The organism is Pseudomonas sp. NY15372 (genome assembly GCF_048068215.1).
GTDB lineage: Bacteria > Pseudomonadota > Gammaproteobacteria > Pseudomonadales > Pseudomonadaceae > Aquipseudomonas > Aquipseudomonas guariconensis_A.
Window position 1 is genome coordinate 62,740 of the sequence record NZ_JBLUPY010000009.1, and the last position, 24,091, is coordinate 86,830.

General features: G+C 58.9%; 31 protein-coding genes and 1 tRNA gene. 22 read left to right on the forward strand and 10 right to left on the reverse strand.

The genetic code is table 11. The features are described 5' to 3' along the window. Positions 1–18: 18 nt before the first annotated feature. The 4 genes from ACNFG0_RS09720 to ACNFG0_RS09735 are packed head-to-tail and all read left to right on the forward strand — an operon-like array spanning position 19 to position 1,397. The gene (locus ACNFG0_RS09720; protein ID WP_416764602.1) at positions 19–402 is read left to right on the forward strand and encodes a response regulator transcription factor; all 384 of its coding nucleotides are present in this window, start codon (positions 19–21) and stop codon (positions 400–402) included. A gap of 19 nt (positions 403–421) precedes the next feature. Continuing rightward, a complete protein-coding gene (locus ACNFG0_RS09725; protein WP_416764603.1) occupies positions 422–760 on the forward strand; it encodes a hypothetical protein in 339 nt (112 codons plus the stop codon). Further along, complete coding sequence (ssb, locus tag ACNFG0_RS09730; RefSeq protein ID WP_416764604.1) at positions 757–1,233, forward strand: single-stranded DNA-binding protein; 477 nt, start codon at positions 757–759, stop codon at positions 1,231–1,233. The genes ACNFG0_RS09725 and ssb overlap by 4 nt, the downstream gene beginning before the upstream one ends. Before the next feature lie 2 nt (positions 1,234–1,235). Continuing rightward, the gene (locus ACNFG0_RS09735) at positions 1,236–1,397 is read left to right on the forward strand and encodes a hypothetical protein (RefSeq protein ID WP_416764605.1); all 162 of its coding nucleotides are present in this window, start codon (positions 1,236–1,238) and stop codon (positions 1,395–1,397) included. 76 nt (positions 1,398–1,473) lie between these two features. Here ACNFG0_RS09735 and ACNFG0_RS09740 read toward each other — a convergent pair whose 3' ends face one another. Continuing rightward, positions 1,474–2,049 (reverse strand): YecA family protein, encoded by a 576-nt coding sequence (locus ACNFG0_RS09740; RefSeq protein WP_416764606.1) that lies wholly within the window; start codon positions 2,047–2,049, stop codon positions 1,474–1,476. A gap of 107 nt (positions 2,050–2,156) precedes the next feature. On the opposite strand from ACNFG0_RS09740, the gene ACNFG0_RS09745 reads away from it, so the two are divergent. From ACNFG0_RS09745 to ACNFG0_RS09790, 10 genes are all read left to right on the forward strand, one after another. After that, on the forward strand, positions 2,157–2,702 hold the full coding sequence (locus tag ACNFG0_RS09745; RefSeq protein ID WP_416764607.1) for a hypothetical protein: 546 nt from the start codon (positions 2,157–2,159) through the stop codon (positions 2,700–2,702). A gap of 69 nt (positions 2,703–2,771) precedes the next feature. Then, on the forward strand, positions 2,772–4,619 hold the full coding sequence (locus ACNFG0_RS09750; RefSeq protein ID WP_416764608.1) for a DNA cytosine methyltransferase: 1,848 nt from the start codon (positions 2,772–2,774) through the stop codon (positions 4,617–4,619). Between the two features lie 248 nt (positions 4,620–4,867). After that, positions 4,868–5,734, forward strand: coding sequence for a hypothetical protein (locus ACNFG0_RS09755; RefSeq protein WP_416764609.1), 867 nt, complete (start codon positions 4,868–4,870; stop codon positions 5,732–5,734). Between the two features lie 93 nt (positions 5,735–5,827). Next, positions 5,828–6,028, forward strand: coding sequence for a hypothetical protein (locus tag ACNFG0_RS09760; protein ID WP_416764610.1), 201 nt, complete (start codon positions 5,828–5,830; stop codon positions 6,026–6,028). A gap of 94 nt (positions 6,029–6,122) precedes the next feature. Then, positions 6,123–6,605: a class I SAM-dependent methyltransferase gene (locus tag ACNFG0_RS09765; RefSeq protein ID WP_416764611.1), complete on the forward strand. Its 483-nt coding sequence runs from the start codon at positions 6,123–6,125 to the stop codon at positions 6,603–6,605. Positions 6,606–6,661: 56 nt separating this feature from the next. Further along, positions 6,662–7,213: a hypothetical protein gene (locus tag ACNFG0_RS09770; protein WP_416764612.1), complete on the forward strand. Its 552-nt coding sequence runs from the start codon at positions 6,662–6,664 to the stop codon at positions 7,211–7,213. A gap of 39 nt (positions 7,214–7,252) precedes the next feature. Further along, complete coding sequence (locus tag ACNFG0_RS09775) at positions 7,253–7,486, forward strand: hypothetical protein (protein ID WP_416764613.1); 234 nt, start codon at positions 7,253–7,255, stop codon at positions 7,484–7,486. Next, entirely contained in the window at positions 7,483–7,659 is a 177-nt protein-coding gene (locus ACNFG0_RS09780) for a hypothetical protein (protein WP_416764614.1), read from the forward strand. Before ACNFG0_RS09775 ends, ACNFG0_RS09780 begins: the two co-directional genes overlap by 4 nt. A gap of 9 nt (positions 7,660–7,668) precedes the next feature. Continuing rightward, positions 7,669–7,911, forward strand: coding sequence for a hypothetical protein (locus ACNFG0_RS09785; protein ID WP_416764615.1), 243 nt, complete (start codon positions 7,669–7,671; stop codon positions 7,909–7,911). Between the two features lie 27 nt (positions 7,912–7,938). Then, a complete protein-coding gene (locus tag ACNFG0_RS09790; protein ID WP_416764616.1) occupies positions 7,939–8,184 on the forward strand; it encodes a helix-turn-helix transcriptional regulator in 246 nt (81 codons plus the stop codon). On the opposite strand, the gene ACNFG0_RS09795 is transcribed toward ACNFG0_RS09790, so the two are convergent. From ACNFG0_RS09795 to sohB, 3 genes are all read right to left on the reverse strand, one after another. Further along, positions 8,181–9,158 carry a tyrosine-type recombinase/integrase gene (locus ACNFG0_RS09795; RefSeq protein ID WP_416764617.1) on the reverse strand — a complete coding sequence of 326 codons (978 nt, stop codon included), beginning with the start codon at positions 9,156–9,158 and terminating at the stop codon, positions 8,181–8,183. The genes ACNFG0_RS09790 and ACNFG0_RS09795 overlap by 4 nt on opposite strands. 139 nt (positions 9,159–9,297) lie before the next feature. After that, positions 9,298–9,371: transfer RNA gene (locus tag ACNFG0_RS09800), tRNA-Cys, on the reverse strand. A 153-nt stretch (positions 9,372–9,524) separates the two neighbouring features. Further along, positions 9,525–10,550, reverse strand: coding sequence for a protease SohB (sohB, locus tag ACNFG0_RS09805; protein WP_084855669.1), 1,026 nt, complete (start codon positions 10,548–10,550; stop codon positions 9,525–9,527). A 584-nt stretch (positions 10,551–11,134) separates the two neighbouring features. Between sohB and ACNFG0_RS09810 the strand changes: the two genes are divergently transcribed. Continuing rightward, on the forward strand, positions 11,135–11,710 hold the full coding sequence (locus tag ACNFG0_RS09810) for a hypothetical protein (RefSeq protein WP_416764618.1): 576 nt from the start codon (positions 11,135–11,137) through the stop codon (positions 11,708–11,710). After that, positions 11,710–12,747 carry a DUF262 domain-containing protein gene (locus ACNFG0_RS09815; RefSeq protein WP_416764619.1) on the forward strand — a complete coding sequence of 346 codons (1,038 nt, stop codon included), beginning with the start codon at positions 11,710–11,712 and terminating at the stop codon, positions 12,745–12,747. Before ACNFG0_RS09810 ends, ACNFG0_RS09815 begins: the two co-directional genes overlap by 1 nt. A gap of 63 nt (positions 12,748–12,810) precedes the next feature. Here the strand turns inward: ACNFG0_RS09815 and ACNFG0_RS09820 are convergent, their stop codons facing one another. The 3 genes from ACNFG0_RS09820 to ACNFG0_RS09830 form a co-directional block, all read right to left on the reverse strand. Next, the gene (locus tag ACNFG0_RS09820) at positions 12,811–13,365 is read right to left on the reverse strand and encodes a recombinase family protein (RefSeq protein WP_416764620.1); all 555 of its coding nucleotides are present in this window, start codon (positions 13,363–13,365) and stop codon (positions 12,811–12,813) included. A 316-nt stretch (positions 13,366–13,681) separates the two neighbouring features. Continuing rightward, positions 13,682–14,299: a Rha family transcriptional regulator gene (locus ACNFG0_RS09825; protein WP_416764621.1), complete on the reverse strand. Its 618-nt coding sequence runs from the start codon at positions 14,297–14,299 to the stop codon at positions 13,682–13,684. 398 nt (positions 14,300–14,697) lie between these two features. Next, positions 14,698–15,165, reverse strand: a complete 468-nt coding sequence (locus ACNFG0_RS09830) for an Lrp/AsnC family transcriptional regulator (RefSeq protein WP_416764622.1) — start codon at positions 15,163–15,165, stop codon at positions 14,698–14,700. Between the two features lie 361 nt (positions 15,166–15,526). On the opposite strand from ACNFG0_RS09830, the gene ACNFG0_RS09835 reads away from it, so the two are divergent. After that, entirely contained in the window at positions 15,527–16,141 is a 615-nt protein-coding gene (locus tag ACNFG0_RS09835; protein ID WP_416764623.1) for a YitT family protein, read from the forward strand. A 499-nt stretch (positions 16,142–16,640) separates the two neighbouring features. Here ACNFG0_RS09835 and ACNFG0_RS09840 read toward each other — a convergent pair whose 3' ends face one another. The 3 genes from ACNFG0_RS09840 to ACNFG0_RS09850 form a co-directional block, all read right to left on the reverse strand. Beyond that, entirely contained in the window at positions 16,641–17,327 is a 687-nt protein-coding gene (locus ACNFG0_RS09840; RefSeq protein WP_416764624.1) for a hypothetical protein, read from the reverse strand. Positions 17,328–17,556: 229 nt separating this feature from the next. Further along, on the reverse strand, positions 17,557–17,796 hold the full coding sequence (locus ACNFG0_RS09845) for a hypothetical protein (protein ID WP_416764625.1): 240 nt from the start codon (positions 17,794–17,796) through the stop codon (positions 17,557–17,559). A 114-nt stretch (positions 17,797–17,910) separates the two neighbouring features. Then, entirely contained in the window at positions 17,911–19,212 is a 1,302-nt protein-coding gene (locus ACNFG0_RS09850; RefSeq protein WP_416764626.1) for a tyrosine-type recombinase/integrase, read from the reverse strand. A gap of 450 nt (positions 19,213–19,662) precedes the next feature. On the opposite strand from ACNFG0_RS09850, the gene ACNFG0_RS09855 reads away from it, so the two are divergent. The 5 genes from ACNFG0_RS09855 (at position 19,663) to ACNFG0_RS09875 (ending at position 24,085) form a co-directional block, all read left to right on the forward strand. After that, complete coding sequence (locus ACNFG0_RS09855; RefSeq protein WP_196154993.1) at positions 19,663–20,373, forward strand: histidine phosphatase family protein; 711 nt, start codon at positions 19,663–19,665, stop codon at positions 20,371–20,373. A 54-nt stretch (positions 20,374–20,427) separates the two neighbouring features. Beyond that, positions 20,428–20,745 carry an SCP2 sterol-binding domain-containing protein gene (locus ACNFG0_RS09860; RefSeq protein WP_084855671.1) on the forward strand — a complete coding sequence of 106 codons (318 nt, stop codon included), beginning with the start codon at positions 20,428–20,430 and terminating at the stop codon, positions 20,743–20,745. Positions 20,746–20,947: 202 nt separating this feature from the next. Further along, positions 20,948–22,015, forward strand: coding sequence for a phosphotransferase family protein (locus tag ACNFG0_RS09865; protein WP_196145810.1), 1,068 nt, complete (start codon positions 20,948–20,950; stop codon positions 22,013–22,015). A 16-nt stretch (positions 22,016–22,031) separates the two neighbouring features. Beyond that, the gene (locus ACNFG0_RS09870) at positions 22,032–22,799 is read left to right on the forward strand and encodes an SDR family oxidoreductase (RefSeq protein WP_196145811.1); all 768 of its coding nucleotides are present in this window, start codon (positions 22,032–22,034) and stop codon (positions 22,797–22,799) included. Positions 22,800–23,011: 212 nt separating this feature from the next. Beyond that, complete coding sequence (locus ACNFG0_RS09875; protein WP_196145812.1) at positions 23,012–24,085, forward strand: helix-turn-helix domain-containing protein; 1,074 nt, start codon at positions 23,012–23,014, stop codon at positions 24,083–24,085. Positions 24,086–24,091 lie beyond the last annotated feature (6 nt).

Sequence of the window (24,091 nt, forward strand, 5' to 3'; positions counted from 1 at the left end):
GCCCACCAAGGACAGTTCATGGAAACGATCACCTGTGGCTCATGGATAGGCCAGCTCGGCAAGGCGCTGGCTCCCCGCGAGCTTGAAGCATTGCTGTGGGTGGCCCAAGGCCTAACCACCAAAGAAATCGCCCGCCAGATGGCGGTTAGCCCGGGCACAGTGGCCAACCGCATCGAGGCCGCGCTGTTCAAGCTGGAGGCAGGGCGCCGCATCGAAGCGGTAACCAAGGCCATGCGCCGCCAGATCATCAGCCCCCTGTGCATCGCCCTCGCCGGCCTGATCGCCATGCATTCCGCGATCAACGACGGCGACCCGATGCGCCGCGACCGGCGCGTGCCTGAACGCCGTGTCGCTCAAGTCCGAATCGTTCGCAAGGCCGAGGCCTTCGAGCTCCACGCCTGACCCTACCGAGGATCACAACATGCAAGCAGCCATCAAAGACAGCCAGGGCCAGCTCGACGTCCTGCGCCAAGAGGTCATCACCGCAACCGAGGAGTTCCGCAGCAAGTCTCGCTTCTACGTAACCCAGAGCGGCAACGGCTGGGTTGTTGTGTCGGCGAGCGACAGTCGCGTGTACGGCCGCAACGTCAGCTACCCGCAGGCCGTGCGTTACGCACAGAGCCTCGAGCGGGCGATAGACGCCAAGGTTATGCCTGTCGCGGCAGTCATCCAGGCAAGACACATCGGTGAGCGTGCAACCCGCTGGGTCAGTTTGTTTGCCCTACTGCTGGTGGTGCTGGCCGGAGCGGCGTCAGCATGAGCCGTGGGGTCAACAAGGTCATCCTGGTCGGCACGCTCGGCCAGGACCCAGAGGTGCGCTACCTGCCCAATGGCAATGCTGTGACCAGCATCAGCCTGGCCACCAGTGAGCAGTGGACGGACAAGCGCTCCGGACAGAAGGTCGAGCGCACCGAATGGCATCGCGTCGTGCTGTTCGGCAAGGTCGCCGAGATCACCGGCGAGTATGCCCGCAAGGGATCGCAGATCTACATCGAGGGCAAGCTGCAGACCCGCGAGTGGGAGAAGGACGGCATTAAGCGCTACACCACCGAAGTCATCGTTGACATGCAGGGCACCATGCAGCTCCTGGGTGGACGCCCGCAAGGCCAGCCCGGTGGCCAGCAACAGCGCCAGCAGCGCCCTGCCCCACAGCCGAGCCAACAAGCCGTGCCGCCTGACGCCTTCGATGACGACATCCCCTTCGCGCCCATGCCTTACCTGGCCGGGACGTAGCCATGAAGCACCAGCATGCCCCTCACCCTGAGGCCTACTACCTGGGCCGCGCCTGCCGCGACAACGGACAGTCGAAGCACTCCCAGCCCTATGTCTGGATGACCGTCGACTGCGGCTGGTGGCTGGCAGGCTGGAACGATCGAGACATGGAGCTCATCGCTTGAAAAGTATTACCTACCGAACTCGGAATGGCCGCCACCATGATATTCAGGATATATGAAGATACGCAAAATCCAACATTTAGCCTCCACCAAAAACGGCGATACCAATCGCGCCCGCCAATTGTACCCAAAGGCCTGCGTTAATATTTTGTTCCATACACCATGTCTTTAGCCTTGAGTGCTCAAGAGTTTCTGTAGTGCCGCTAGACCTGACCTCACGAAATGCCTCATCAAGAATTTCTTTCGGAGGCGCAACACCAAGACCTTTTAAAAATTCATCCACACCAAGAACATTGGGGACTACATGATTTAGCTCCTCTATATGAGCATGACTATCAGTAAGGTCAACGCCAATATCCGCGACTATATTTGCCTTACCAACCGTGAAGGTGCTGCGAGTTGATCTAATACCAGTCGACATATTCTCTCTTCCTAAGCAGCATTTTTTGTACTTTAATCCGGACCCACAGGGACAGACTTCATTCCTACCAACTTTCGAAAACCGCTCAGCACTCGAAGCGTGGCGGGAACTGTTGTTGTCCATGTATATATTTTTAGAATTATAAATATCTATAGCGATATCAACGCCAATACCAAAGTCGTTATCTGTGACGCGTGTACCGTTGCAATTGATCATGAGCAGTCCAGTAGCCATAGACCTTCCTCGAAATTAGCCGCATATGGATACATAGCTCATCCGACACTAAATTGCCACCATGCCGCATCCGGCCACGGAGGGCGGCGCATGCATGGAGTACCGTAATGCAAGTCGAGACCTCGACCGTCACCAAGCTGCTGATCACCGGCGCCGAAGGCCTGGACCCGATCAGCGTCTACCTCGAAGACTTCGAGCCCTGTAAGGGCAAGATCACCGTCAGCTGCTACGACAAGACCTGGCACGCCTACTGGGGCGGCATGTGGGATGGCCTGACCATCGGCCAGTTCTTCTGCAAGCTGCACGACGCCTACATCATCGGCTACTTCGACCGGTCCCTGAGTTCTCGCCGGTTCAGCGCTGAGGCCCTGGCCGACAAAGCGCGGAAGGTGATCGTGCAAATGCGGCGTGACCGGGACCTGGACGCAGAAGACGCCCGGAGCCTGCTCGACGAGGCGGAAGTTGTGCGCCACACCAGCTCGCTCGATGAGTGCGGAGGCGCCCACCGCGAGTTCATGCACCGCGTGTTCGGTGACGACTGGTGGAACCTGCCGGCCGATGCCATGGAGCCCAACCCAGATTGGGCCTACCTCTGCCGGATCATCGAAACGGTGCAGCAGGCCCTGGCCAAGCAGTTTCCAATCGCCGCCTGACCCTCGCTGCCCGCCAGCGCCTTCCCCTATTCAACGATAACGACTCACGCCAACCGGCGAGGACCGCCCATGTCTACGTTTCAGAAAAAGAACCCTCTCGACTTCAAAACCCAGTACGGCCTTGGCTTCGACCCGCAGGACGATGAAATCGTGGTCGACTTCTTCTGCGGTGGTGGTGGCGCCGGTACCGGCCTGGAGATGGGCCTGGGCCGTCCGGTGAATGTCGCCAAGAACCACAGCCCCGCAGCCATCAATATGCACACCGCCAATCACCCAGCAGCGCGCCACTTCACCACGGACGTATTCGAGGGCGATCCCGACGAGGAATGCCAAGGCCGGCCGGTTGGATGGTTCCACATGTCGCCCGACTGCACCCACCACAGCCAGGCCGCCGGCGGCCAGCCGCGCAAGCGCGAGATCCGCAACCTGTCGTGGATTGGCCTGAAGTGGGCCGGCAAGAAGAAGCCGCGTGTGATCAGCCTGGAGAACGTGAAACAGATCCTGCAGTGGGGACCGCTGATCGCCAAGCGCGACAAGGCCACCGGCCGGGTGATGAAGCTGGACGGCACCGTTGCGGCCATCGGCGAGCGCGTGCCGGTGCAACAGCAGTACCTTGTGCCCGACCCGAAGCGCCGCGGCGTCACCTGGCGCCGGTTCGTGCATCTGCTCGAAAGCATGGGCTACCAGGTGGAATGGCGAATCATCAAGGCCTGCGACTTTGGCGCGCCGACCAGCCGGGAACGTCTGTTCATGATCGCCCGTTGCGACGGTCAGCCCATCGTGTGGCCTGAGCCGACCCACGCCAAGAACCCAGCCAAGGGACAGCAGAAGTGGCGCACCGCCGCGGACTGCATCGACTGGAGCGTGCCGAGCAAGAGCATTTTCGGTCGCAAGAAGCCCCTGGCAGCAGCAACGCTGCGCCGAGTGGCCAAGGGGATGAAGAAGTTCGTGCTGGACAACCCGCAGCCTTTCATCGTGCCGATAGCGAACTGGTCGGGAGAGCTGGCCCAGTCAGCCCACGAACCTCTACGCACGGTCACCTCATGGCCACGCGGCGGATCATTCGCCGTGGCCAGCCCTACCCTGGTTCAGACCGGATACGGTGAGCGGGCCGGTCAGCAGCCCAGGGTGCCGGGCCTCGATCAGCCGCTGGGCACTGTCGTCGCCGGTGATGTGAAGCATGCCTTGGCAGCCGCGCACCTGGTCAAGTTCAGGTTCAACAGCGAAGGCTCCCCCATCACCGAGCCGGTGCCGACCATCACCAGCGGTGGCAACTACAAGCGGCCGGCGGGTGCTGCCCATGCCATGGGCGTGTGCACAGCCTTCATTGAGCAGGCCAATGGCGGATTCAACACCACACCAGCTAAGGGAGCCGACGAACCACTGACCACGGTCACCAACACGGGCAGCCAGCAGCGCCTGGTTACGGCCAGCCTGGCCACTCTCCGGCGAAACTGCGTAGGCCGAGCCGTTGATGAGCCCGTACCGACCATGACCGCCGGTGCCGAGCATCACGCCCTGGTCGAGTACAGGCTGTCACCAGAGCATGAGGAAGGCGCCCTGCGCGTGGCTGCGTTTCTGATCAGCTACTACGGCACCGAAAACACCAGCGCAGCAGACGCGCCAGCGCCAACGGTGACCACCAAGGACCGACTGGGCCTGGTCACCGTGTTCGTGAAGGGCACGCCCTACGTCATCGTCGACATCTGCCTACGCATGCTGCAGCCGCACGAGCTGTACCGCGCCCAAGGCTTCCCGGCCAGCTACATCATCGACAAGGGCGCCGACGGTAAGCCATTCACCAAGACTGAGCAGGTGCACATGTGCGGCAACAGCGTCAGCCCGCCGCCTATGGCCGCGCTGGCCCGCGCCAACAACCCATGGCGCACATCCGACAGGCTTGCTTCAGCTGCATAGTGGCGTCTTCACCAACCCCCAAGCCCAGGCCATCACATCCAAGATGCCCTGGGCTATCAGCTGAACGATCACCTCTTCTATCACTCGCTTCATCATGTCGGTACAGCTCCTCTGTAGATGAGGAAATTCTGCTGTCACGACCAATTCGAATCCTCTTGGGTTTTTTCCAAAAACTCTTCATCAGCGATCACTGCCGATCACGACTGTTCACACAGCAACTACCGTTTGTCGGCAATTGAGGTATCCCCATGCTCACAGAAAACCGATCCAGCAACACAGAGATGGTAAGCGTGCAAGCAACCATCGAATCGCTTGAAGAGGCTTATGCAGGCGATGGCGCGCTCGACTTCATGAACGATGCTGCTCAGCTGCTGCGACAGTTCAAGGCCATTTCCGCCTTGGAGCTCCAGGGCGAACCAGTGGTGCCAAAGCTCAAAAAACCGCGCTACACGCCAACTCCATGCAGGTTCGGTGGCAAGGATGGCTACTACCAAGTGGGTGGAGTGCTGGTTTACGACAGTCTGGCCGAGGCTCAAGCCTCTGCCGACAGGAAAAATGCCGAACTGGCGCAGCGGTATTACGAAGCGCTTGAACACGCCGATCCTGGCGAGGTTGATCGGCTGCGCGAGGTAGAGGACGCCTACAAGGCACTTGAAGAAATGGTCCAGATCACAGCGAAAGCGGTCGGCGACAACACCGGCACGATGTGGGTGAAGATCCAGACAGCCTTCCTACGCGACATGCCCAGGCTGCGTGCCCAGCTGGCCGAGGCGAGGAATCTGCTGGATACCGCCAGCATCACTCTGGCGCGCTGGCTCAATATGAGCGATGAGCCACGTAGACAAATAATTTCGTTCTTGGAAGCCAGCGCAGAGCCGAGCGCGCCGATTGCCTGGCACGTCGGCGGAAATGGCTATGACCGGATCTGCTTCGAAAAACCAGCCGAGCTACCGGGTAGCCCTTGCATCCAGGCCATCCATGACCAGCACCAGCTGATCGACCTGCTCAAGCGGTACGACCTGCGCGACGAGGAAGTGCCACTAGACGAGCGCTCCCACGGCATCCCCGGCACCTCCTTCCAGCGACTAAACGCACTGGCCAACCAGGGCGAGTAAGCCGGGGCTCGTGAAGAGCACATTTGTACTCCACCCTGCTGTAACCCCTCTCACCTCTATTCACTGCCGCGATATGGCGGCCAAGGACGCCCTGTGCCTGAAATCAAGCGTACCTACCTGATCGGCTACCTCTGCAAAGTCGGCGGCGGCAGGTTCTTCCATGAGCGCGACACCGATGACGCCCCAACTTGCGAGCAAATCGAGAGCATGGAAGCGAAGCTGGCCGCTGACAATGGAGTGACCTGCGCAATCACGTCGATATCCCTGATCCAGAACAGCAAGGCGCAGCCATGACCAGTCTGATCCAAGTGAAGAACTGCACCTGCCCATCCGGAGACGGCTCGCTGCGCTGGCCTTGCCCGGTTCATCCGCCGAAGGAGGTTTTCCAATGAGCGCAGCAGCTAAAGTTCTCGATCCCTGCAGCGCCAGCCGCATGATGTGGTTCGACAAGCAGGATCAGCGCGCCCTGTTCGGCGATATCCGCGACGAGGAACACCTACTCTGCGACGGCCGGGTGCTGAAGGTTGAGCCCGATGTGCTGATGGACTTTCGGAGTCTTCCCTTCGAGGCCTCAACCTTCCGCCTGGTAGTGTTCGATCCACCCCACCTCACCCGCGCCGGCGTAGATAGCTGGATGCGTGCCAAGTACGGAGTGCTCACCAGCGACTGGCGGGAAGACATCCGCCAAGGGTTTGCCGAGTGCTTCCGCGTGCTGGAGCCCGAAGGCATCCTGATCTTCAAGTGGAACGAAACCCAGGTGCTGGTAAGCGAGCTTCTGGCCCTGACAGATGAGAAGCCCCTGTTTGGCCACAAGTCCGGCAAGCGTGAGAAAACGCACTGGATCACATTCATGAAGCGCCCCGCAGCCTAACCCCTCCCCCAACTACTCAAGCCCGCCGACATGCGCGGGAATGGAGAGCTATTGCCATGATCATCGACGATGTGATGACGGACAAAGTCACGCTACACGGCCTGGGCTTCGTCCAGGTCCAACTGCAGGGCGACCAGCGTCTGCACGTGTGGCACCCCGAACTGCCGCGCCGCAGCTGCTTCGAGCACTCGGCCATCCACGACCATCGCTTCAATTTCGTTTCGAGAATTCTGGTCGGAAAACAGATCAACCACTGCTACGACATGCGCCTGCTTGATGATGGCGAATTCGTTCTCTACCTGCATGAGGGGGCGCGTCAAGCTGGCGGCGGGAGACCTTGGACGCCGGACGGTAGGGCCGACATGGTGCATCACTCGACCTGCACTATTGCCGCCGGCGACGTGTACACCACCAGGGCCTACGAGTATCACCGGACTGAGCCAGGCGGTGACGGCCGTGTGGCCACCATCATGCAGAAACGTGGCGAATACCCTGCCGGCGCCCACTCCACCTGCCGCTACGGAATCCAGCCCGACACCGACTTCGACCGCTACCAATGGCCCGCCGCCCGACTCTGGGAAGTTGTGCGTGACGTGCTGCTGGCCTGACAACCAACCTGCCGCCACCGGCGGCGTGGAGACCTACCCATGCCAGTAATCACCATCAAAACCACCATCACCACCAGGTTCGAGATCCCCGAGGGCCTGACCATCGACATGATCCGACACCAGGCCATTCCCATCCTCGATGAGGATGAGGAAGGCACCGATGAGGTTGGCAACCTGCAGGACGCGGCCCTGAACATGGTGTTCTTGGGTGATGCCGAGGCCCAGTCCCGCACCGTCGAGCATTCCATCATTGAAGGTGGGGACCATCCATGAACCAGGTCGACTGCTACGTCACGAAGATCCTCGGTGAGCCGTACCGCAAGTTCGGCTACTGGTGGGTATCGGTTGAGTTCGAGGCGGAAGGCTGGCCTGGCACCAAAGAAATCATGTTCCGCACTGAAACGGCGGCACGAGCCGCTGCAGTCGGTCACCACTTCTTGGCGTGAGGATTACCCATGACCATCCCATTCAAGGCCTACACCCTGGGCGAGGACTTCGCCGTCAGGGAGGTCACCATCGTGCGCAAAGGCCTGTTCTGCGTGGACAGCAAAGGCGTGAAGCACCCGAGGCCGAAGTTGTTCACCAGCGCCAAGGCCGCTCAGGAAAAGGCCAGGAAGTGGCTGGCCGACCGTGAGGCGCAGCTGGCCAGAGAGAACGAGCTGCACGAGCAGCGCAAAAAGATAGCCGCATCCTACTGATGCCGCCGGGTGCGGCAGGAGCCCTACATGGAACCAGAAATCATCCACATCCCCGAGCTAGCCAAGCTCCTTGGCCGGTCCGAATCCGCCATCCGCAGCGCCCGGCAGGCCGGAGCATCCTGGCTGCCACCGTTCTTCAAGCAAGGCGCCAGGATTTGCTGGAGAGTCAGCACGGTTCGCCAGTTTTTGCAGGAGTGCGAAAGCGGGATGCACGCGCCGGCGAAGCCAGGCCGGAAGCGCCAGGCGCCGCCGACCTTGGCCAGCGTGCGCTAGCCGAGCTTGTCAGCCAGGGTATCGGGGCACAGATGCGTGTAGCGCTTGAGCATGCTCAAGGACTTGTGCCCCGTGATCGTGCTGACCTCCATCATGGACAGCCCTTTTTCGAACAGCCTCGACGTACCTTCATGGCGAAGGTCGTGGAAATGCAGGTCCTCGACGTTGGCCGCCCGGCAGGCCCGGGTGAAGTACTGGCTTACCGAGTGCGGGACCAGGGAAAACACCTTGCCATCCAGGCGCGCCGGCAGCGCCTCGAGCAGGTTGCGCGCACGGACGGACAGCGGGACCAGTCGTCGGGTACCGTTCTTGGTGTCTTCCAGAATCACGTGCTTCGCTTTGACGTTCTCGCGGCGGAGCGTCAGCAGTTCGCTACGGCGCATCGCCGTCTCTACCGCAATACCGATGATCGCCGGCATCTCAGCATGGATATCGCCTGCTGCCTTGATCACATCCTTCAGTTCCTGGGCAGTCGGCCGTCGATCGCGCGACTTCGCCCCCTTCGGCATCCTCAGCCGGGCCACCGGGTTGCTCAGCCCCTCAATACCCCAGTCCTTGATGGCTACTGTATAAAGGTGGCTGATCACCGCCAGGTCGAGCTTGACCGTCGCGGTGGACTTCCCTTCCTTGAGCTCATCATCCCTATACGCAGCCATATCGCTTGACCGGATCGCGGCCAGGCCCTTCTTCGCCAGCTTGTGCTTCTTCCACTTGGCGATGCGAGTCATCTCCTGCTTGGCGCCCTTCTTGGCCGAGGTCACCTCGCGAGAGTAGCGATCGAGGGCCTCTTCCAGGGTTGTGCTCTCAGCCTCGCGCATGTCGACAAACCTGGCGCGCGACATGTCGCCTTCGATTTCGGCAGCCCAGCGCTGGGCCTCGGCCTTAGTGTCGAAGGTCGCGGAGAGGGTTGGGTATCCTTTTCGGCGGATCTTGGTCCGCCATGCCCCGTTGGGGCGCTGCTCAATAGTGGCCATGCACCGGATTTTGCCGGGGACCCGTGGGACATGCAATTTCTTCGAGTGTCCCAGGATTGTCCCAAATGGCCGGGGCCAACAAAATCCGCAGGCATGAAAAAAGCCCCGCAACCTCAATGGCTGCGGGGCTTTCGAATGGTGGAGGCCGAGGTCGGAATCGAACCGGCGTAGACGGATTTGCAATCCGGAGCATAACCACTTTGCTACTCGGCCTCAAAGTTCGGATCTAGCAGCTTGCGCTTCGCTATCTCCTTGAAACTTCAGCACTTTTTCAAGCTTGCTGCGTTTCGATGGACGCCATTATGTCTACATTCTCTGGACCTTGCAACCCCCTGAAGATAAAAAATCTTCAAGGGGCTCAAGGTGTTAGCGCAGGCGACCGAGTTTGCTCCACAGGCCTACCAAGGTGTTCTCGACAGTGCCGCTGGCGGCCATGCCGATGCGCTCTTGCAGGCTCTTGCGTTCGGCGTAGTGCAGGTGGAACAGGTTGGCTTCGCGAGCGCGGTCGCTGAGGTATTCGTCGCTGGTGCGCAACTCGTCGACCAGCTTGCGGTTCAAGGCGGCGACGCCGAGCCAGACTTCGCCGGTGGCCACTTCGTCGATGTGCAGTTGAGGGCGGTAGCGGGAGACGAAATCCTTGAACAGCTGGTGGGTGATGTCCAGGTCTTCCTGGAACTTCTCCCGGCCTTTCTCGGTGTTCTCGCCGAACACGGTCAGGGTGCGCTTGTATTCGCCAGCAGTGAGCACTTCGAAGTCGATGTCGTGCTTTTTCAGCAGGCGATTGACGTTCGGCAGCTGGGCGACCACGCCGATCGAGCCGAGCACGGCAAACGGGGCGCTGACGATCTTTTCGCCGATGCAGGCCATCATGTAGCCGCCGCTGGCGGCTACCTTGTCGATGCACACGGTCAGCGGAATGCCGGCCTGGCGGATTCGTGCCAGTTGCGAGGCCGCCAGGCCATAGCTGTGCACCAGGCCGCCGCCGCTTTCCAGGCGCAGCACCACTTCGTCACGCGGAGTGGCCAGGGTCAGCAGCGCGGTGATCTCGTTGCGCAGGCTCTCGGTGGCCGAGGCCTTGATGTCGCCGTCGAAATCGAGGACGAACACACGGCCTTTTTCCTCGGCCTTGGCCTTGCCCTTCTTCTGTTGTTTTTCCGCCTTGGCCTGCTGCTTGCGCAAGGCCTTGAGCTGGGCCTTGTCGAACAGGCCCGACTCCAGGCGTTCGCGCAGATCCTTGTAGAACTCGTTCAGGCGGGTGACCTGCAACTGCCCGCCCGACTTGCGCCGCCCCTTGCCCCGCAGGCCGGCGATAGCCGACAGGACCACCAGGATGGCGATCACCAGGGTGGCGGTTTTGGCGAGAAAGCTTGCGTATTCGGCAAGAAACTCCACAGTAGTCCTCGAAGCCCGGAATTGAAGCCTCATCGTACCTAAGCTTGTGACTGTTTGGTACGGTCTTGTGACAATGACTCGTTGGCCCTCTAAAAGCGAGCCCCGCCGAAATGCGCCTACAAAAGCGGACAGCCCCGTGGTTACTGCATCTGACAGTTCTTCTCGCCCCAACGCTGGGCAGAGCTGATGCTGAAGGACAGTTGTTACCCAGCAATCTTTCGTTATATAAAGCATCATAGCTGTAAGCCATTACTCTCGCGCACATGTGCCCCCTTGGCGCGCCCCATACGAGCACGAGTGATGCGCTATGACCATAGTCACACCAAGGCCCCGCCCCGTTTTGCCAGCGCTACCACCGAAGGTGTTGCCTGCCACTGATGCTTTCACGACAGCTTTAGGAAGACTAAGCCAGGCTTTAACGAGTGAAGAGGAGGTCAATACGTGCGAAGGGATTTGCCGCGAGAACTGCAAAAGGTTATCCAGTCGAACATTGAAGAGCGCTATCTAATGGAACTACGAGAAAGCCATCTGATATGGCCACCCCTCAAGCTCAAACTCGGCGTATCGGCAATGGATTTTCGAGAATGAGCTATGTAAGCTTAAAAGAGTTTTCTACAGACATAACATCGAGAGACCCAAAAGAATTAATTGACTGCTGGATGCGTACCGAGCAACCACATGCGTTTTCCTCCAGCGGATTGTACAATGAATTTAGGGAGCAAATATCAACAGACTGGCCCAACAATGAAATGATATCAATTGCGGGAAGCGGAAACTGGCGATACAGCCTGAACCCAACTAAAAAATTCAGCGAGTTTCATGACGGCAGCGACATTGATGTCGTTGTAATCAGCCAGGAGTATTTCGAGCGCACCTGGCAAGAGCTACGAACAATTCATAAAAAGTCCTGGATCCGTTGGAACCCTACTGAGCGGGCAGCCGTAATGCGAACCGGCCAAAACGTATACTGCGGCTTCGTCTCTCCCAAACATATACCCGAAGCGCAGAACCCTTATCGTTTCGATTTCTTGAAAAAATGTAATTCCTACTCCACTGGAGCAGTAGGATATCGAGAAGTTAATCTCATGTTCTTCAAATCTTTAGAAGATACAATCGATTACTATCTGCGCGGCGTTCGACTTGCGAAAGGAAAAATCTAATGGAGTATGAAGTCAGCTTACAGACAATTGCCTGGATTAACTCGCAGAGGAACGAGGAGAAGCTCGAGATCAGCGCTGCATTCCAACGGCGTGCCGTGTGGATGGAAAGGGAGCGAGCAGACCTCATCGCGACGATCCTCGACGGTTTACCATTCCCGGAAATCTATATCCACGTAGTGACAGACCCCGACAGTGGGAAGCAAACCCACATTGTGGTAGATGGCCAGCAGAGAACCACCTCCATCCTCATGTTTATCGACAATGAGTTCGCCATTCCACCAAGCAGGACCGGATCTTCGGTGTACTTCCGTGACCTCTCCCCTGAGGCGAAAGAAAGGTTTTGGGACTATAAGGTCGTCGTGCGCAGCCTGCGAAAAACAAACGAGGCGGAGATCCGCGACATATTCGCACGCCTCAACACAAACAACATCACCTTAAACGACCAAGAACTCAGAAACGCCAAATATATCGGAAAGTTCAAGCAGGCAGCGGAGCGACTTGCGGATAACCCGCTTTTTGAGGACATGGGACTCTTCACTGCGCGGGACATGCGCCGAATGCTTGACGTCGAGTTTGTCTCTGAGCTTCTTCTGCGCCTAACAGTAGGAATAACAAATAAAAAGGACTTACTTGAAGAGTCCTATGCAGCCTACGAAGAGGAATTCCCGGGCGAAGCACAATACGAAACGGAGTTCACCACGGCGATGTCACTTTTATGGAGCATCTATGACGACTCTGTAAAGGCCGCTTATAAAACACGAGGAAATTTCTCCAGTGTATTTGGCTGCTTCGTCGAGTACTACAGACTCACTGGGCGCCGGGCTTTTTTACAGCCTCAGATCGTCAAAGAGATTTTCAGCGAATTCCTCAATGCGGTCCGCAATAGAGAGTTTGATGAGAGTAATGCCAACATCGAAATCTATCATGATGCAGTGTCACGCGCTTCCTCTGACAGATCGCGCCGCGCGCGCAGGGAGAATATTCTGAGCGAGCTACTGGTCCAGGCTGGCGAGCTTGGACAGCCTTATAATTTTTAGGCAATCGCCCCGGCTTGCAACTACCACGAAAGTCGGGGTGGCTTCACAGACCAAAGATATCGATCAGCTGTTGCTACGCGATGTTTTCATAGCCCTTTGAACGGTGCTAAGGCCAACTCCAAGCTCTTCAGCGGTCCTTCGGAAGCTTAACCCGCCAGCGACAGCCGCCCGAATCGCTTCATCGTTTACAGTCTTCTTGCGACCCTTGTATACACCAGACGCCTTGGCCTTAGCGATACCTTCGGCTTGACGCTCTCGAATCATGCTACGCTCAAACTGAGCCACCGCGCCCATCATGCTCAGCATCAGGTCTTGCGTGTGATTTTTCTCGCTCGTGAAGATCAACCCTTCCTTGTGGAAATGAAGCTGCACGCCACGGGATTTGAGGTCCTCGACCAGCGCCAGCAGATCCTTGAGGCTCCGGGCAAGCCGGTCGATGCTATGAACATGGATGGTGTCACCCTTACGCACGTAGCGCAGCATCTCTTGGAGCGCTGGACGTTCCGTTGTTGCACCGCTTAGATGGTCCTCGAATACCCCATCCAGCGCCACGCCGTCCAATTGTCGGGCTGTGTTTTGGTCTGTCGAACTCACACGCTTGTAACCTACCTGCGCCATTAACAGCCTCGCATTGTGTATTCAGTTGGGCTTAGATGCTGCAATGCTGAGTGTAGTCGTAATCGATGTCAACCCTAATGAACACGTATGACGAGGGCCACGCGTGTTCACCAAGCTGCATTCTCAAGGGTGCACCCTTTTGGATACATGGTGTAAGACGTGGATGGCGCCGGTCTGGGAGCTGTTCGTGCCCGGAGCGATGCCTCATGAATTCACCTCGACGCCAGGAGAGAACCCAGAAAATCACCAGAGCCGAGGCCGATCAGGGGGGGCTTTCGCCAATTGCTTATATGAGGTGACCTCTCGGAAATTTCTCTCAGATTTTCGTCAGGGCACTTAACAAATGACATGGCTCCACCTTAGGGCGAGCTTTCGGTGTCTTGAGGCCAAGCGCCTTGGCTTTCTCAAGGGTCAGGTTGCCACTCTCCACCGCTGCCCGCAGGCCGCGCTGTGAGTTGATCTCGCCGCGATTCTTGAGGCCGCGAAGTGCTGCCGCTCGGTTGTCCTTCTCGCGTTCCACAAGCTCGACCACGGCTTCCTGCACGGACACACGGGCAAACCCGGAGCCTTCGAGTTCCAGCCAGCGACCCACGATGAGGTCGGACAGCTTGAACGAATAGCGGGACAGCAGGACGAAGGTTCGTCGTTTGTCGAGGATCATCATCGGACGTAGCTCGCCCTTTGCATCGAGGCACTGGACCTCAGCGAAGGTAACCGGCTCAGATTTGAGCTCGTTAACCGCCTCCAATTTGGATTGGTCAGATAGTCCCAGTTCGTCCAGCATCTTGCGGATGTCCCGAAGTACGTTCTTGTGACTCTTACCAGTGATCTCTGCAATTTCCTGTGAGGTCATACCCGGCAGGCCGTTCAGAGTCGTCGGGTGAGCTACGCGGGTCTGGTTGATCTGCTCTGCAATGACGGTGATGGTATTCATAATTGTCGATTTCCTTTTGGTAGCGCCCTCCAGGTCGCACCCACACACGGCCATCCAGCCCCCGACAAAGGGGACCGGTGTGGCACGAAAGGCGCTATCAGAAGAACTGGATAGTGATGATGATATTTTCGACGGTCGTCCACCGCCGACACAGTGCGACCTGTGATATCGAGGTGGAGCAGGATGCGGGACGGGGCAAGGACTGCCGATCAGGGTTGATAGCTACGCGTCTGTTGTTGAACCTGGGCTTGGCCGTCCGTGGCTCATGTATGGTTTGAGCATTCAACCGTAGGAGGAAACCCCTCGCTTCTACCCCCTATAGTGAGGGTTTCTAATCGTTCTGCTGCACACGTGGCCGACTTGATACGAACTATCCAAACACGAGCCATCAGCATGCTTCACAGCGGCACGCTTGCTGCCTTTAGCTGTCGGAGAACAAAGCTCGATACCGAATGACGAAGGCCGGGGATCTTGTAAAGCTTCTCACGCAGCAAGCGCTCATAGTCGCGGGTGTCTCGCACGGCCAGTCTCAAAAAGTAGTCATACTCACCTGACACCAAGTACGCCTCGATAACCTCGGGAATCTCAGCGAGCGCCTGCTCGAACTTGTGGAGAACCTCATCGCCGTGCTGGTCGAGGGTTACCATCACAATCAAGCCCTCACCATACCCAAGCTCGGTCATGTCGATCTTCGCCTGATACCCCTGAATAACCCCGGCTTCCTCCATGCGCTTGATGCGCTGCCAGCAGGGACTTGAAGACAGCCCGACCTGCTTTCCGATTTCTTGCAAGCTTGCCCGACCATCACGGCTTAGCACGCGGAGGATACGACGATCAATCTCGTCAATCAGATTGTTTTTCTGCATAACAGTCAATCCTCAAAAAACATTTCTGAATGGTAGAGGTTTAGCCGAATGATTCGAAAGCACTTTCCGTGTAACTCGGCAGAAAATAGAGATCCAGCAATGCGGGTCCGAGGGAGACCCGGTGGGGCCTGACGGTGCAATCCACCAGAACCTCGCCAAGTTGCGGCTGGAATCCCAAAAGGAAAAGCTATGCATCAGGTGAAGTACGACATGCCAGAGGCCCAAGCGAGCCTCGAATACATCCTCGAACAGGTCATCTACGGAACCGAAGTAATCATCGAGCGGGATGGTGTCGAGATTGCTCGTGTGACAGCCGTAGACGGGCTTACTAAGCGCGCTACAACGCTAATAGGGGCACCGTATGAACTGCGATAACGCTGCCCTGTATCCTCGGCATAGCGCCGTTGATGATGCCTACGGGCTTTTCACCGGCATCGCTTTGGCAGCCACTGGAATCGCAATCCTCGGGAAAGCCGGGCTGATTACCGGAGGAATCGCAGGGATGGCCCTATTGGGCTCATTCGTCAGTCCTTACCCGACTTCGGTTCTGGTCCCGGCGATCAACATCCCGTTCCTGCTGTTCGCCCTGTTCACCATGGGCCGCAACTTCACTCTAAAGAGCGTCCTCGTCAGTTTCGCCCTGGGTGCAGGCGTAAAGCTCATCACACCGGCTCTCAACGCTTCGGGGATCGACCCGGCGCTCGGATGGGTGGTCGGCGGGACGCTACTCGGGATGGGCATTTTGTGCCTTGCGCGCCATAACGCCTCAATGGGTGGCACCGGCTCGGTGACCCTCTGGATTCAAAAGCACTTCGGGATCAACGCAGGGCTCGCCCAGTTGGCCTGTGACTGCATCCTGTTCATCGTCGCGGCCTTCTACTTGCCCGCCGAAAAGATGGCTTGGTCGCTCATTGGTACCGTCGCGATGAATCTGGTGCTCATCCGATGGCACAAGCCGGGCCGGTATCGCGGTTAAGCCACCCTTCGTATTCACAACAATAAAAGGAACGGAGTAATGCGTTTCGAGAAGCGCGTCTGTATGGGCATCGAACTGGACGTGCTGGCGGGACACTGAGGAAGTCTTGTCGACCACCCGGAAGACTGAGCTACCACAGACCGCCGAGCCCGAGAACCCAACCGCTGTCGAGACCATCGAGGAGCTGGCCAAGTTACACACGCGACTCGATGAGATCTTGGCAGGGTTGATGACCTCTTACTCGATTATCAGCATCCTTGGATCATAGCTCAGTGATCTTAACGACGCAGATCGTCCTATAACTTGCTCTTGATGACTGACTCAGTGAGCAGAGACTTTGATAAATACAATCACACCCTTCTTGTCGTCAGTCGCTCAGTGTCTTGAAGATGGTCCACGGCCACCTATATCTTTGTGCGCATGTTTTTGGTCGAAATCGCTACAGGCCTCGTAATACAAGGGCTCCAGCGGCGTACCATCCCGGACCGCAGCGGACCAACTAAAGGCCCAGCTTCAGCCACGCTTGGTCATCGGAGGAGCCCTCCCGGTCCGGCGCCGTGACCTCGCCTGCATCCCCAAAATGATCAACCGCAGCCTGAGCGTGCACCTCCAGATTGCGAAGCCGGGCTTCAATGGGAACCGCCTTGCGGCCTGCGAGCATTGCCAGAAGTTCGGCCTGTAGAGCCGTGAAGTCTGCGCCAGGGAATCGTTGAACGAGGTCGAAGCTGATGTCCGTGATTCGCTCTTGAATGTCAGCCAATCCCGCGATCATCGCTTGGCGCTGGGAACCTGCTCGGTGCTTGTCGAGCCACTTCGGCAGGCAGACCCCACCATTCTCCGTGGCGCGCTTTCTAAGGCCGTCAATCTGCCAGCGTGTAGCGAGGGACATCCCGCCCGCATCGCGTCCATAAACAGCCGCTGCGAAGTCGTAGACGGCATCCGGGGAAAGCCCCTCCGGTGACTTGGCGAGTTCCTGAAGTGCCTTGATGGCTTCGGCTCGTGTCATCGTCGGTGGCGTTCCGCCTGCGCCTTGTTCCTCGATGGGGAATAGCTGGGCATCTGCTTTGGCTTCGACTTCTATACGGTTCCGCACTTGGCGCCGCGAGATGCAGAGGTGTTCCGCCAAAGCCCGTTCGCTCATGGTCTTGCGCAGGTCGGTAATGCGTGGTTGGGAAAGCATGTTCATAGGTCGTGGTCCTCCGTGGTTATTCTCACTACCAGTGAGGACTTCTGGACCATGGCCCTCGGACCGCCCACGAAAACTACAGAGACAGACCGGGCGATCCCCGATCAGCCTCATTGCATCCCGTTCTTAGGCAAAATGTGCAGCCCTCCTATGCCTCTGCGAATCCTCCAGATTTCACGCAGGAACGCGATACGGTGGCCTCTACCAAACTGTATAGACCCCGGTGTAGTCACACCCGCAGCCCATGCCGGTAAGCCATACAGCCTTTCATCCAGATGCACAGGCCAGCGCTAAGCTTCTGAGCGACATCATCCAGACCACGCACACGAGCCTCAGCGATTCGCACCCGGAACTCAGCAGCGAGCGGGTAGAGCATCTGGTCTACTGGATTGGCAAGCTGTCTGGCTCTGCGTCTGGCCGCTGTGAGTTCAACTTGTCGGGCTTGCAGTGCTTCGGTCGGCGTGGTCATGGCGGTAGCTCCTTGCTTCGTCCAAATGAAAACGGCGAGCACCTTACGCCCGCCGCTTCGATCCATTCAAGTGTTAGAACTTAGAAAGTAGAACTATCCACGCATGTTTCATATTCAACGCACGAGCTTCAGGGCCTTGACCATGAGGTCCATTGAGGCAGCCGCATTGCTCCCATACGTATCGTACGCGATGACTCCAGAGCTATGCCCCAAGATCGACTGAGCGATGCCTACAGCCACGCCAGCGGCCTTCAGATCGGACGCCAGAGAATGACGAAGCGAGTGGAACGACTGCCCTTCCCCGGTCTTCACGCCCAGCAGGTCACGGATCATTTGATTGAGCAACTGAGCAAAGCCGCTCATGGATTGACCGAACAGACGGCCTTCGGTAGCCGCAAGCATCCGCAGGTGAACGTCAGGAATGCCTACCAGCGGCACCACACGGCGGCTGAATGAGTTCTTCAGGGTCTTCCCGTCGTTGTCGTTGATATCCATGATCCATTGACCGCCTTCCTCTCGGATGTCCGCCCCGGTCAGCTGGTGGATTTCCCCAATGCGAGCACCTGTAGCCACAGCCAGGGCGATTGCAGACGCCTTCCAGTCGTCGAGCAGGCTCGTTTCAGCCCACCCCTGTAGCGTTGCCAGTTGCGCCTGCGTGAAGGCCGTGCGCTCGCTCTCGGCACCTTTCGAGATCATCAGGTTCTTCGAGAAATTCTTGTCGATCAATCCGGTATCCACAGCCCAACCAATGACCATGGAAGCGTGGGTCATGATCTTGTTCACCGACGAAGGCTTGCGATTGTCAGCCAGTAGCGCGTCCCGTAGACCCGTGAAGGTCGCCCGCGTGTGAGTCGCCATGCCTGCATCCCCGAGGTGCCGAGTGATAACCCGCGTGCAGCTCTCCCAGTTCTTGATGGTGTTGGGTGTCTTGTCGCCACCCCGCTCGGCTTTGAACGCAGCGTAGAGAGCGCTGAAGGTCTGACCTTTGGTGGATTGGGCATCCACGTTGGAATCCGAAAGAGACATACAGATAGGGACAGAGAGAGGTTTATGCGCAGAACTGTCAGTCGAACCTATCTCATTAAAACTATTTTGAATACGACCAAGCTTCCCGGACTCCAGAAGATCAACGAGAGGCTTCAGGTTCCCCGCGTGGCGCTCCTCAGCAGCCGCTACGACACGTTGAGCCATCGTCAGGGCCTGAGCTTGGGGCAGACCGAGCGGCACGCTGTGAGCGATCTCCCGCAGGTTCTGAGCGACATCATCCAGCACGAGGCCGTAGGCATCGCCTTGTGGGTTGCCCAGTGCTTCCTCAGCGATGAACCGCAGGTGCTCGCGTAGCTCCTCCCATGTGGCCTCAGGCCGATCCAGATGGAACGCCTTGAGAGTCGAAAGGAGATGCTTTGCAGTGGTCATTGCGGCTGGCCTGTTGGTTGTCTTGAGCGAGAGCGTGTAGGAGCTGTGAGAGCCTTTCGGGCGCACACGAAGATAGTAGCGGCCAGAGGAACGGCGGTAGACGTAGGGAAGCGCTATGGCGGTTTGTGACACGTTGTGACTTGGTTGTGACACTGAAGCGCTTGGTTGAATGGTCATAATTGGCTGGAAGCCCCGTGTTGCTTGGCTTAGCCCGGTCATCGTCAGCTTTAGCGGCAGTTGGCAAGAAACTCCACATTGACTCCTTGATAGACCAGCGCCTCAGGGCGCGAAACTGTTGCAAGCATACCGGTGCGCTTGGAGCGCTGCCAGCCGGGGTAAACGCTGGCAACACAGTTCAAACGACCTTTTCAAACGCTTGTATGTTTTTTCGTTGACAGCCTGTCTGTCGCATCCTAACCTCGCAGCAACTCCAATCGGCCGGACCTCTACGTGGGCAACATCTACCTGATCCGACATGGCCAAGCCTCCTTCGGCGCCGACGACTACGATGTCCTCTCGCCATTGGGTGCGCGCCAGAGCCACGCACTGGGCGAGCACCTGGCTCAGCTCGGGCTGCGCCTGGATCGCTGCCTGGCCGGCGACCTGCGCCGCCAGCAGGACACCGCACGACTGACGCTCCAGGCGATGCAGGCCCAGGGCTGCCACACGCCCGCCATTGAGACCGACGCCGCGTTCAACGAGTTCGACGCCGACGGCATGATCCGCGCGCTGCTCCCCGGCCTGCTGCCGCAGGAGCCCGAAGCGCTGCATATCCTGCGCAATGCCGCTAGCAACCGCAGCGAGTTCCAGCGCCTGTTCGCCCTGATGGTGCAACGCTGGCACGATGGTGGGCATGAAAGCGACGGCCTGGAGACCTGGCAAGCCTTCACCGCCCGGGTCGACGCCGGCCTCGCGCGGGTGCTCGAAAGCGCCAACAGCGGCGACAACATCGCCATCTTCACCTCCGGCGGCACCATTGCCGCCCTGCTCCACCTGGTCACCCGTATCACTCCCAGCCAAGCCTTCGCGCTGAACTGGCAGATCATCAACACGTCGCTCAGCCAGTTGAAGTTCCGTGGCCGCGACGTGGCACTGGCTTCCTTCAACAGCCAAGCCCATGTGCAGTTGTTGAGGGCGCCGGAGCTCGTCACCTACCGATGAGCCCGGCCTGTTGTCCCTGTGGGGACGTGAATATCACTCTATAAGGAATGCGCCATGACCTCCGTAGCTGATGCCGTCAAGAAGATGCAAGAGAAGTTCAACCCATCCGCTGCCGCCGGCCTGGACCTGGTGTTCGGTTTCAACATCACCGACGAAGACAAGCACTACGCCCTGATCGTCAAGGATGGCACCTGCGACCTGCAGGAAGGCGAGAACCCGGACGCCAACTGCACCCTGGTCATGGACAGCGAGACCCTCAAGGGCATCGTCAGCGGTGACACCGACGGTATGCAGGCCTTCATGAGCGGCAAGCTGCGCGTGGAAGGCGACATGATGCTGTCGATGAAGCTCAGCGAGCTGTTCCCGGCCTGAGTGGCATGGGCGCTGGCCGATGAAAGAAACCGGAGCCGATGGGCTTCGGTTTTTTTTTGCCAGCTACCAGGCGCCCAACATTCATCAGGCCTACTGATTGCGCACCAACACCGACGTCTATCGGTTGCGGGTACGCTTGTACCCGGGCTGACCTGAAATTAGATTAGCCAATAATCCTCATGCTCGATAATAAGGTAAACGCATGACGCTCACCGACCAGTCCACCCAGGTACGTCCCGGCGAAGAACTCGACGCGGCCGTCATCGACCCTTACCTCAAGGCCCAGGTGCCAGGGCTGAGCGGCACTCCGATCATCAGCCAATTCCCGGGCGGTGCGTCGAACCTCACCTACCTGGTCGCCTACCCGGAACAAGAGTTCGTGCTACGTCGCCCGCCGTTCGGCCACAAGGCCAAGACCGCCCATGACATGGGCCGCGAGTTCCGTATCCTCAACCAGCTCAACAGCGGCTTCCCCTATTGCCCCAAGGCCTACGTGCACTGCACCGACGAGTCGCTGATCGGCAGCGAGTTCTACGTCATGGAACGGGTCAAGGGTATCATCCTGCGCTCGGACATTCCGCCGTCCCTGGGCCTGGACGCCAGCCGCACCGAGGCCCTGTGCAAGAGCTTCATCGACCGCCTGGTAGAACTGCATCAAGTCGACTACAAGGCCTGTGGCCTGGCCGACCTGGGCAAGCCCGAAGGCTACGTGCAGCGCCAGGTGGAGGGCTGGACCAGCCGCTACGAAAAGGCCCTGACACCAGATGCACCGCACTGGGAACAGGTAATCGCCTGGCTGCGCGACAAGATGCCCGCCGACCACCCGCGCCCGGGCATCGTGCACAACGACTACCGCTTCGACAACGTGATCCTCGATGTCGACAACCCGATGCGCATCATCGGCGTGCTGGACTGGGAAATGACCACCCTGGGCGACCCGCTGATGGACCTGGGCAACAGCCTGGCCTATTGGATCGAAGCCAACGACCCACCGCCAGTGCAACTGATGCGCCGCCAGCCGAGCAATGCTCCGGGCATGCTGACCCGCCGCCAGTTCGTCGACTACTACGCCGAGCGCGCCGGCATCCGCCTGGACAACTTCGATTACTACTATTGCTATGGCCTGTTCCGCCTGGCCGGCATCGTCCAGCAGATCTACTACCGCTTCCACCACGGCCAGACCCAGGACAAACGCTTCGCCCAGTTCATCCACATGAACCGGCTGCTGGAGCAGATGGCCCTGCAGGTGATCGGTAAGTCCTCACTCTGACAACAAGGAAACCGGCATGTCCAAGACCACCCTGTTCGACCTCGACGGCAAGATCGCCTTCGTCTCCGGCGCCAGCCGCGGCATCGGCGAGGCCATCGCCCACCTGTTGGCCCAGCAAGGCGCCCACGTGATCGTCTCCAGCCGCAAGCTCGACGGCTGCCAGCATGTCGCCGATGCCATCGTCGCCGCGGGTGGCAAGGCCAGCGCCGTGGCCTGCCACATCGGCGAGATGGAGCAGATCCAGCAGGTGTTCGCCGGGATCCGTGAACAGTTCGGTCGCCTGGACATCCTGGTCAACAACGCCGCCACCAACCCGCAGTTTTGCAATGTGCTGGATACCGACCTGGGCGCCTTCCAGAAGACCGTGGACGTGAACATCCGCGGCTACTTCTTCATGTCGGTGGAAGCCGGCAAGCTGATGCGCGAGCACGGTGGCGGCAGCATCATCAACGTGGCCTCGATCAACGGGGTTTCGCCGGGGCTGTTCCAGGGCATCTATTCGATGACCAAAGCCGCGGTGATCAACATGACCAAGGTATTCGCCAAGGAATGTGCGCAATTCGGCATCCGCTGCAACGCCCTGCTCCCGGGGCTGACCGACACCAAGTTCGCCTCGGCCCTGGTCAAGAACGACGCCATCCTCAATGCCGCCCTGCAGCACATCCCGCTCAAGCGCGTGGCCAACCCCAGCGAGATGGCCGGCGCAGTGCTGTATCTGGCCAGCGAGGCGTCCAGCTATACCACCGGCACCGCGCTGAACGTCGACGGTGGCTACCTGTCCTGACCGTACAAAAAACGCCCGCTTGCCCCCTTCCGTAGCGGGCTTACCCCGCGAAGCGGTGTGCCTTAGGCTTTGTACGAAAAGTGCCTGATCGCCGCTCGGCTACTTTTCGTACAAACCCTAAATCAACGCATGAAAGGTTGACGCAACCCGTCAACCTGAAGTTTACAGCTCAGGTATACTGCCGGCTTCGGCCCAAGCCCAGGATCCTGACCATGACGGAAAACAGCTTTGCCTTTCGCCTCAAGGAACTGCTCGAACACCACAAGCTGACCCTCCAGGCAGTAGGCACGGCACTGGGCATCTCGCGCACGGCAGTGCACAAGTGGACCCGCGGCGGCGAGATCGACTACGACAATCTGCGCAAGCTGGCAGACTTTCTCAAGGTCAACTGGATCTGGCTGCGCTACGGCGAAGAGGCCCTGCAAAGCGTGCAGCAGGCCGAAGTGGTGGAGCTGCCGATGACCGATCTGCGTCGGCGCTACACCGCCGAGATCATGGAAAGCGAAACGCGCATGAAGCTGGCCCAGGAAGGTGCGCGTATCGTCACTTGGGAATGGAACCTGGTCAGCGACGAGGTGACCTACTCGCCCAATGTCGAGGACGTGTACGGCTGGCCAGTGCGGCACAACGAGGACTTCTGGGTGCACGTGGCGCCGGAAGACGCCATGCAGATGCACGCCATGTACACCCGCGCCGTGGCCAGCGGCACCCGCTGCGAATGTGATTTTCGCATCACCCGACCCGACGGTAGCCAGCGCTGGATCGCCTCTCGCGCCACGGTGCTGCAGGACAGCGTCGGACGTTCGGTAAAGATGGTCGGCATCAGCATGGACGTCACCGAACGCAAGGTGGCCGAGGCGGAACTGCGCCAGAGCGAGGAGCGCTTTCGCACCATCTTCGAACTGGCCTGGGGCGCCTTGGCCTATATCGACCCGGACGGCACCTGGAGCCGCGTCAACGGCAGCTTCTGCGAACTGCTGGGCTATACCGAACAGGAGCTGTACGGCATGACCTTCCAGCAGCTTACCCACCCCGACGACCTGCCCGGCAACCTGGTGCTGCTCGAGCGCATGCTGGCGGGCGAAATCGACCGCTACGAAGTGGAAAAACGCGTGCGCCACAAGGATGGCCGCTATATCTGGGTGCGCGCCCGTACCTCGCTGCAACGCCACGTCGACGGCCAGCCCGAGCACCTGATCAGCGTGTTCGAGGACATCACCGCCGAGCGCGACGAACATGAACGCCTGCAAGCCCATATCGCCGGCCTGCAAGCTCGCCTTAACTAGACGGAG

What these genes read in the sequence shown, in the direction of transcription:
- ACNFG0_RS09720 (WP_416764602.1), top strand. Translation starts at nt 19, where the DNA reads ATGGAAACGATCACCTGTGGCTCATGGATAGGCCAGCTCGGCAAGGCG.
- ACNFG0_RS09725 (WP_416764603.1), top strand. Translation starts at nt 422, where the DNA reads ATGCAAGCAGCCATCAAAGACAGCCAGGGCCAGCTCGACGTCCTGCGC.
- ssb (WP_416764604.1), top strand. Translation starts at nt 757, where the DNA reads ATGAGCCGTGGGGTCAACAAGGTCATCCTGGTCGGCACGCTCGGCCAG.
- ACNFG0_RS09735 (WP_416764605.1), top strand. Translation starts at nt 1,236, where the DNA reads ATGAAGCACCAGCATGCCCCTCACCCTGAGGCCTACTACCTGGGCCGC.
- ACNFG0_RS09740 (WP_416764606.1), bottom strand. Translation starts at nt 2,049, where the DNA reads ATGGCTACTGGACTGCTCATGATCAATTGCAACGGTACACGCGTCACA.
- ACNFG0_RS09745 (WP_416764607.1), top strand. Translation starts at nt 2,157, where the DNA reads ATGCAAGTCGAGACCTCGACCGTCACCAAGCTGCTGATCACCGGCGCC.
- ACNFG0_RS09750 (WP_416764608.1), top strand. Translation starts at nt 2,772, where the DNA reads ATGTCTACGTTTCAGAAAAAGAACCCTCTCGACTTCAAAACCCAGTAC.
- ACNFG0_RS09755 (WP_416764609.1), top strand. Translation starts at nt 4,868, where the DNA reads ATGCTCACAGAAAACCGATCCAGCAACACAGAGATGGTAAGCGTGCAA.
- ACNFG0_RS09765 (WP_416764611.1), top strand. Translation starts at nt 6,123, where the DNA reads ATGAGCGCAGCAGCTAAAGTTCTCGATCCCTGCAGCGCCAGCCGCATG.
- ACNFG0_RS09770 (WP_416764612.1), top strand. Translation starts at nt 6,662, where the DNA reads ATGATCATCGACGATGTGATGACGGACAAAGTCACGCTACACGGCCTG.
- ACNFG0_RS09775 (WP_416764613.1), top strand. Translation starts at nt 7,253, where the DNA reads ATGCCAGTAATCACCATCAAAACCACCATCACCACCAGGTTCGAGATC.
- ACNFG0_RS09780 (WP_416764614.1), top strand. Translation starts at nt 7,483, where the DNA reads ATGAACCAGGTCGACTGCTACGTCACGAAGATCCTCGGTGAGCCGTAC.
- ACNFG0_RS09785 (WP_416764615.1), top strand. Translation starts at nt 7,669, where the DNA reads ATGACCATCCCATTCAAGGCCTACACCCTGGGCGAGGACTTCGCCGTC.
- ACNFG0_RS09790 (WP_416764616.1), top strand. Translation starts at nt 7,939, where the DNA reads ATGGAACCAGAAATCATCCACATCCCCGAGCTAGCCAAGCTCCTTGGC.
- ACNFG0_RS09795 (WP_416764617.1), bottom strand. Translation starts at nt 9,158, where the DNA reads ATGGCCACTATTGAGCAGCGCCCCAACGGGGCATGGCGGACCAAGATC.
- ACNFG0_RS09810 (WP_416764618.1), top strand. Translation starts at nt 11,135, where the DNA reads ATGAGCTATGTAAGCTTAAAAGAGTTTTCTACAGACATAACATCGAGA.
- ACNFG0_RS09815 (WP_416764619.1), top strand. Translation starts at nt 11,710, where the DNA reads ATGGAGTATGAAGTCAGCTTACAGACAATTGCCTGGATTAACTCGCAG.
- ACNFG0_RS09820 (WP_416764620.1), bottom strand. Translation starts at nt 13,365, where the DNA reads ATGGCGCAGGTAGGTTACAAGCGTGTGAGTTCGACAGACCAAAACACA.
- ACNFG0_RS09825 (WP_416764621.1), bottom strand. Translation starts at nt 14,299, where the DNA reads ATGAATACCATCACCGTCATTGCAGAGCAGATCAACCAGACCCGCGTA.
- ACNFG0_RS09830 (WP_416764622.1), bottom strand. Translation starts at nt 15,165, where the DNA reads ATGCAGAAAAACAATCTGATTGACGAGATTGATCGTCGTATCCTCCGC.
- ACNFG0_RS09835 (WP_416764623.1), top strand. Translation starts at nt 15,527, where the DNA reads ATGAACTGCGATAACGCTGCCCTGTATCCTCGGCATAGCGCCGTTGAT.
- ACNFG0_RS09840 (WP_416764624.1), bottom strand. Translation starts at nt 17,327, where the DNA reads ATGAACATGCTTTCCCAACCACGCATTACCGACCTGCGCAAGACCATG.
- ACNFG0_RS09845 (WP_416764625.1), bottom strand. Translation starts at nt 17,796, where the DNA reads ATGACCACGCCGACCGAAGCACTGCAAGCCCGACAAGTTGAACTCACA.
- ACNFG0_RS09850 (WP_416764626.1), bottom strand. Translation starts at nt 19,212, where the DNA reads ATGACCACTGCAAAGCATCTCCTTTCGACTCTCAAGGCGTTCCATCTG.
- ACNFG0_RS09860 (WP_084855671.1), top strand. Translation starts at nt 20,428, where the DNA reads ATGACCTCCGTAGCTGATGCCGTCAAGAAGATGCAAGAGAAGTTCAAC.
- ACNFG0_RS09865 (WP_196145810.1), top strand. Translation starts at nt 20,948, where the DNA reads ATGACGCTCACCGACCAGTCCACCCAGGTACGTCCCGGCGAAGAACTC.
- ACNFG0_RS09870 (WP_196145811.1), top strand. Translation starts at nt 22,032, where the DNA reads ATGTCCAAGACCACCCTGTTCGACCTCGACGGCAAGATCGCCTTCGTC.
- ACNFG0_RS09875 (WP_196145812.1), top strand. Translation starts at nt 23,012, where the DNA reads ATGACGGAAAACAGCTTTGCCTTTCGCCTCAAGGAACTGCTCGAACAC.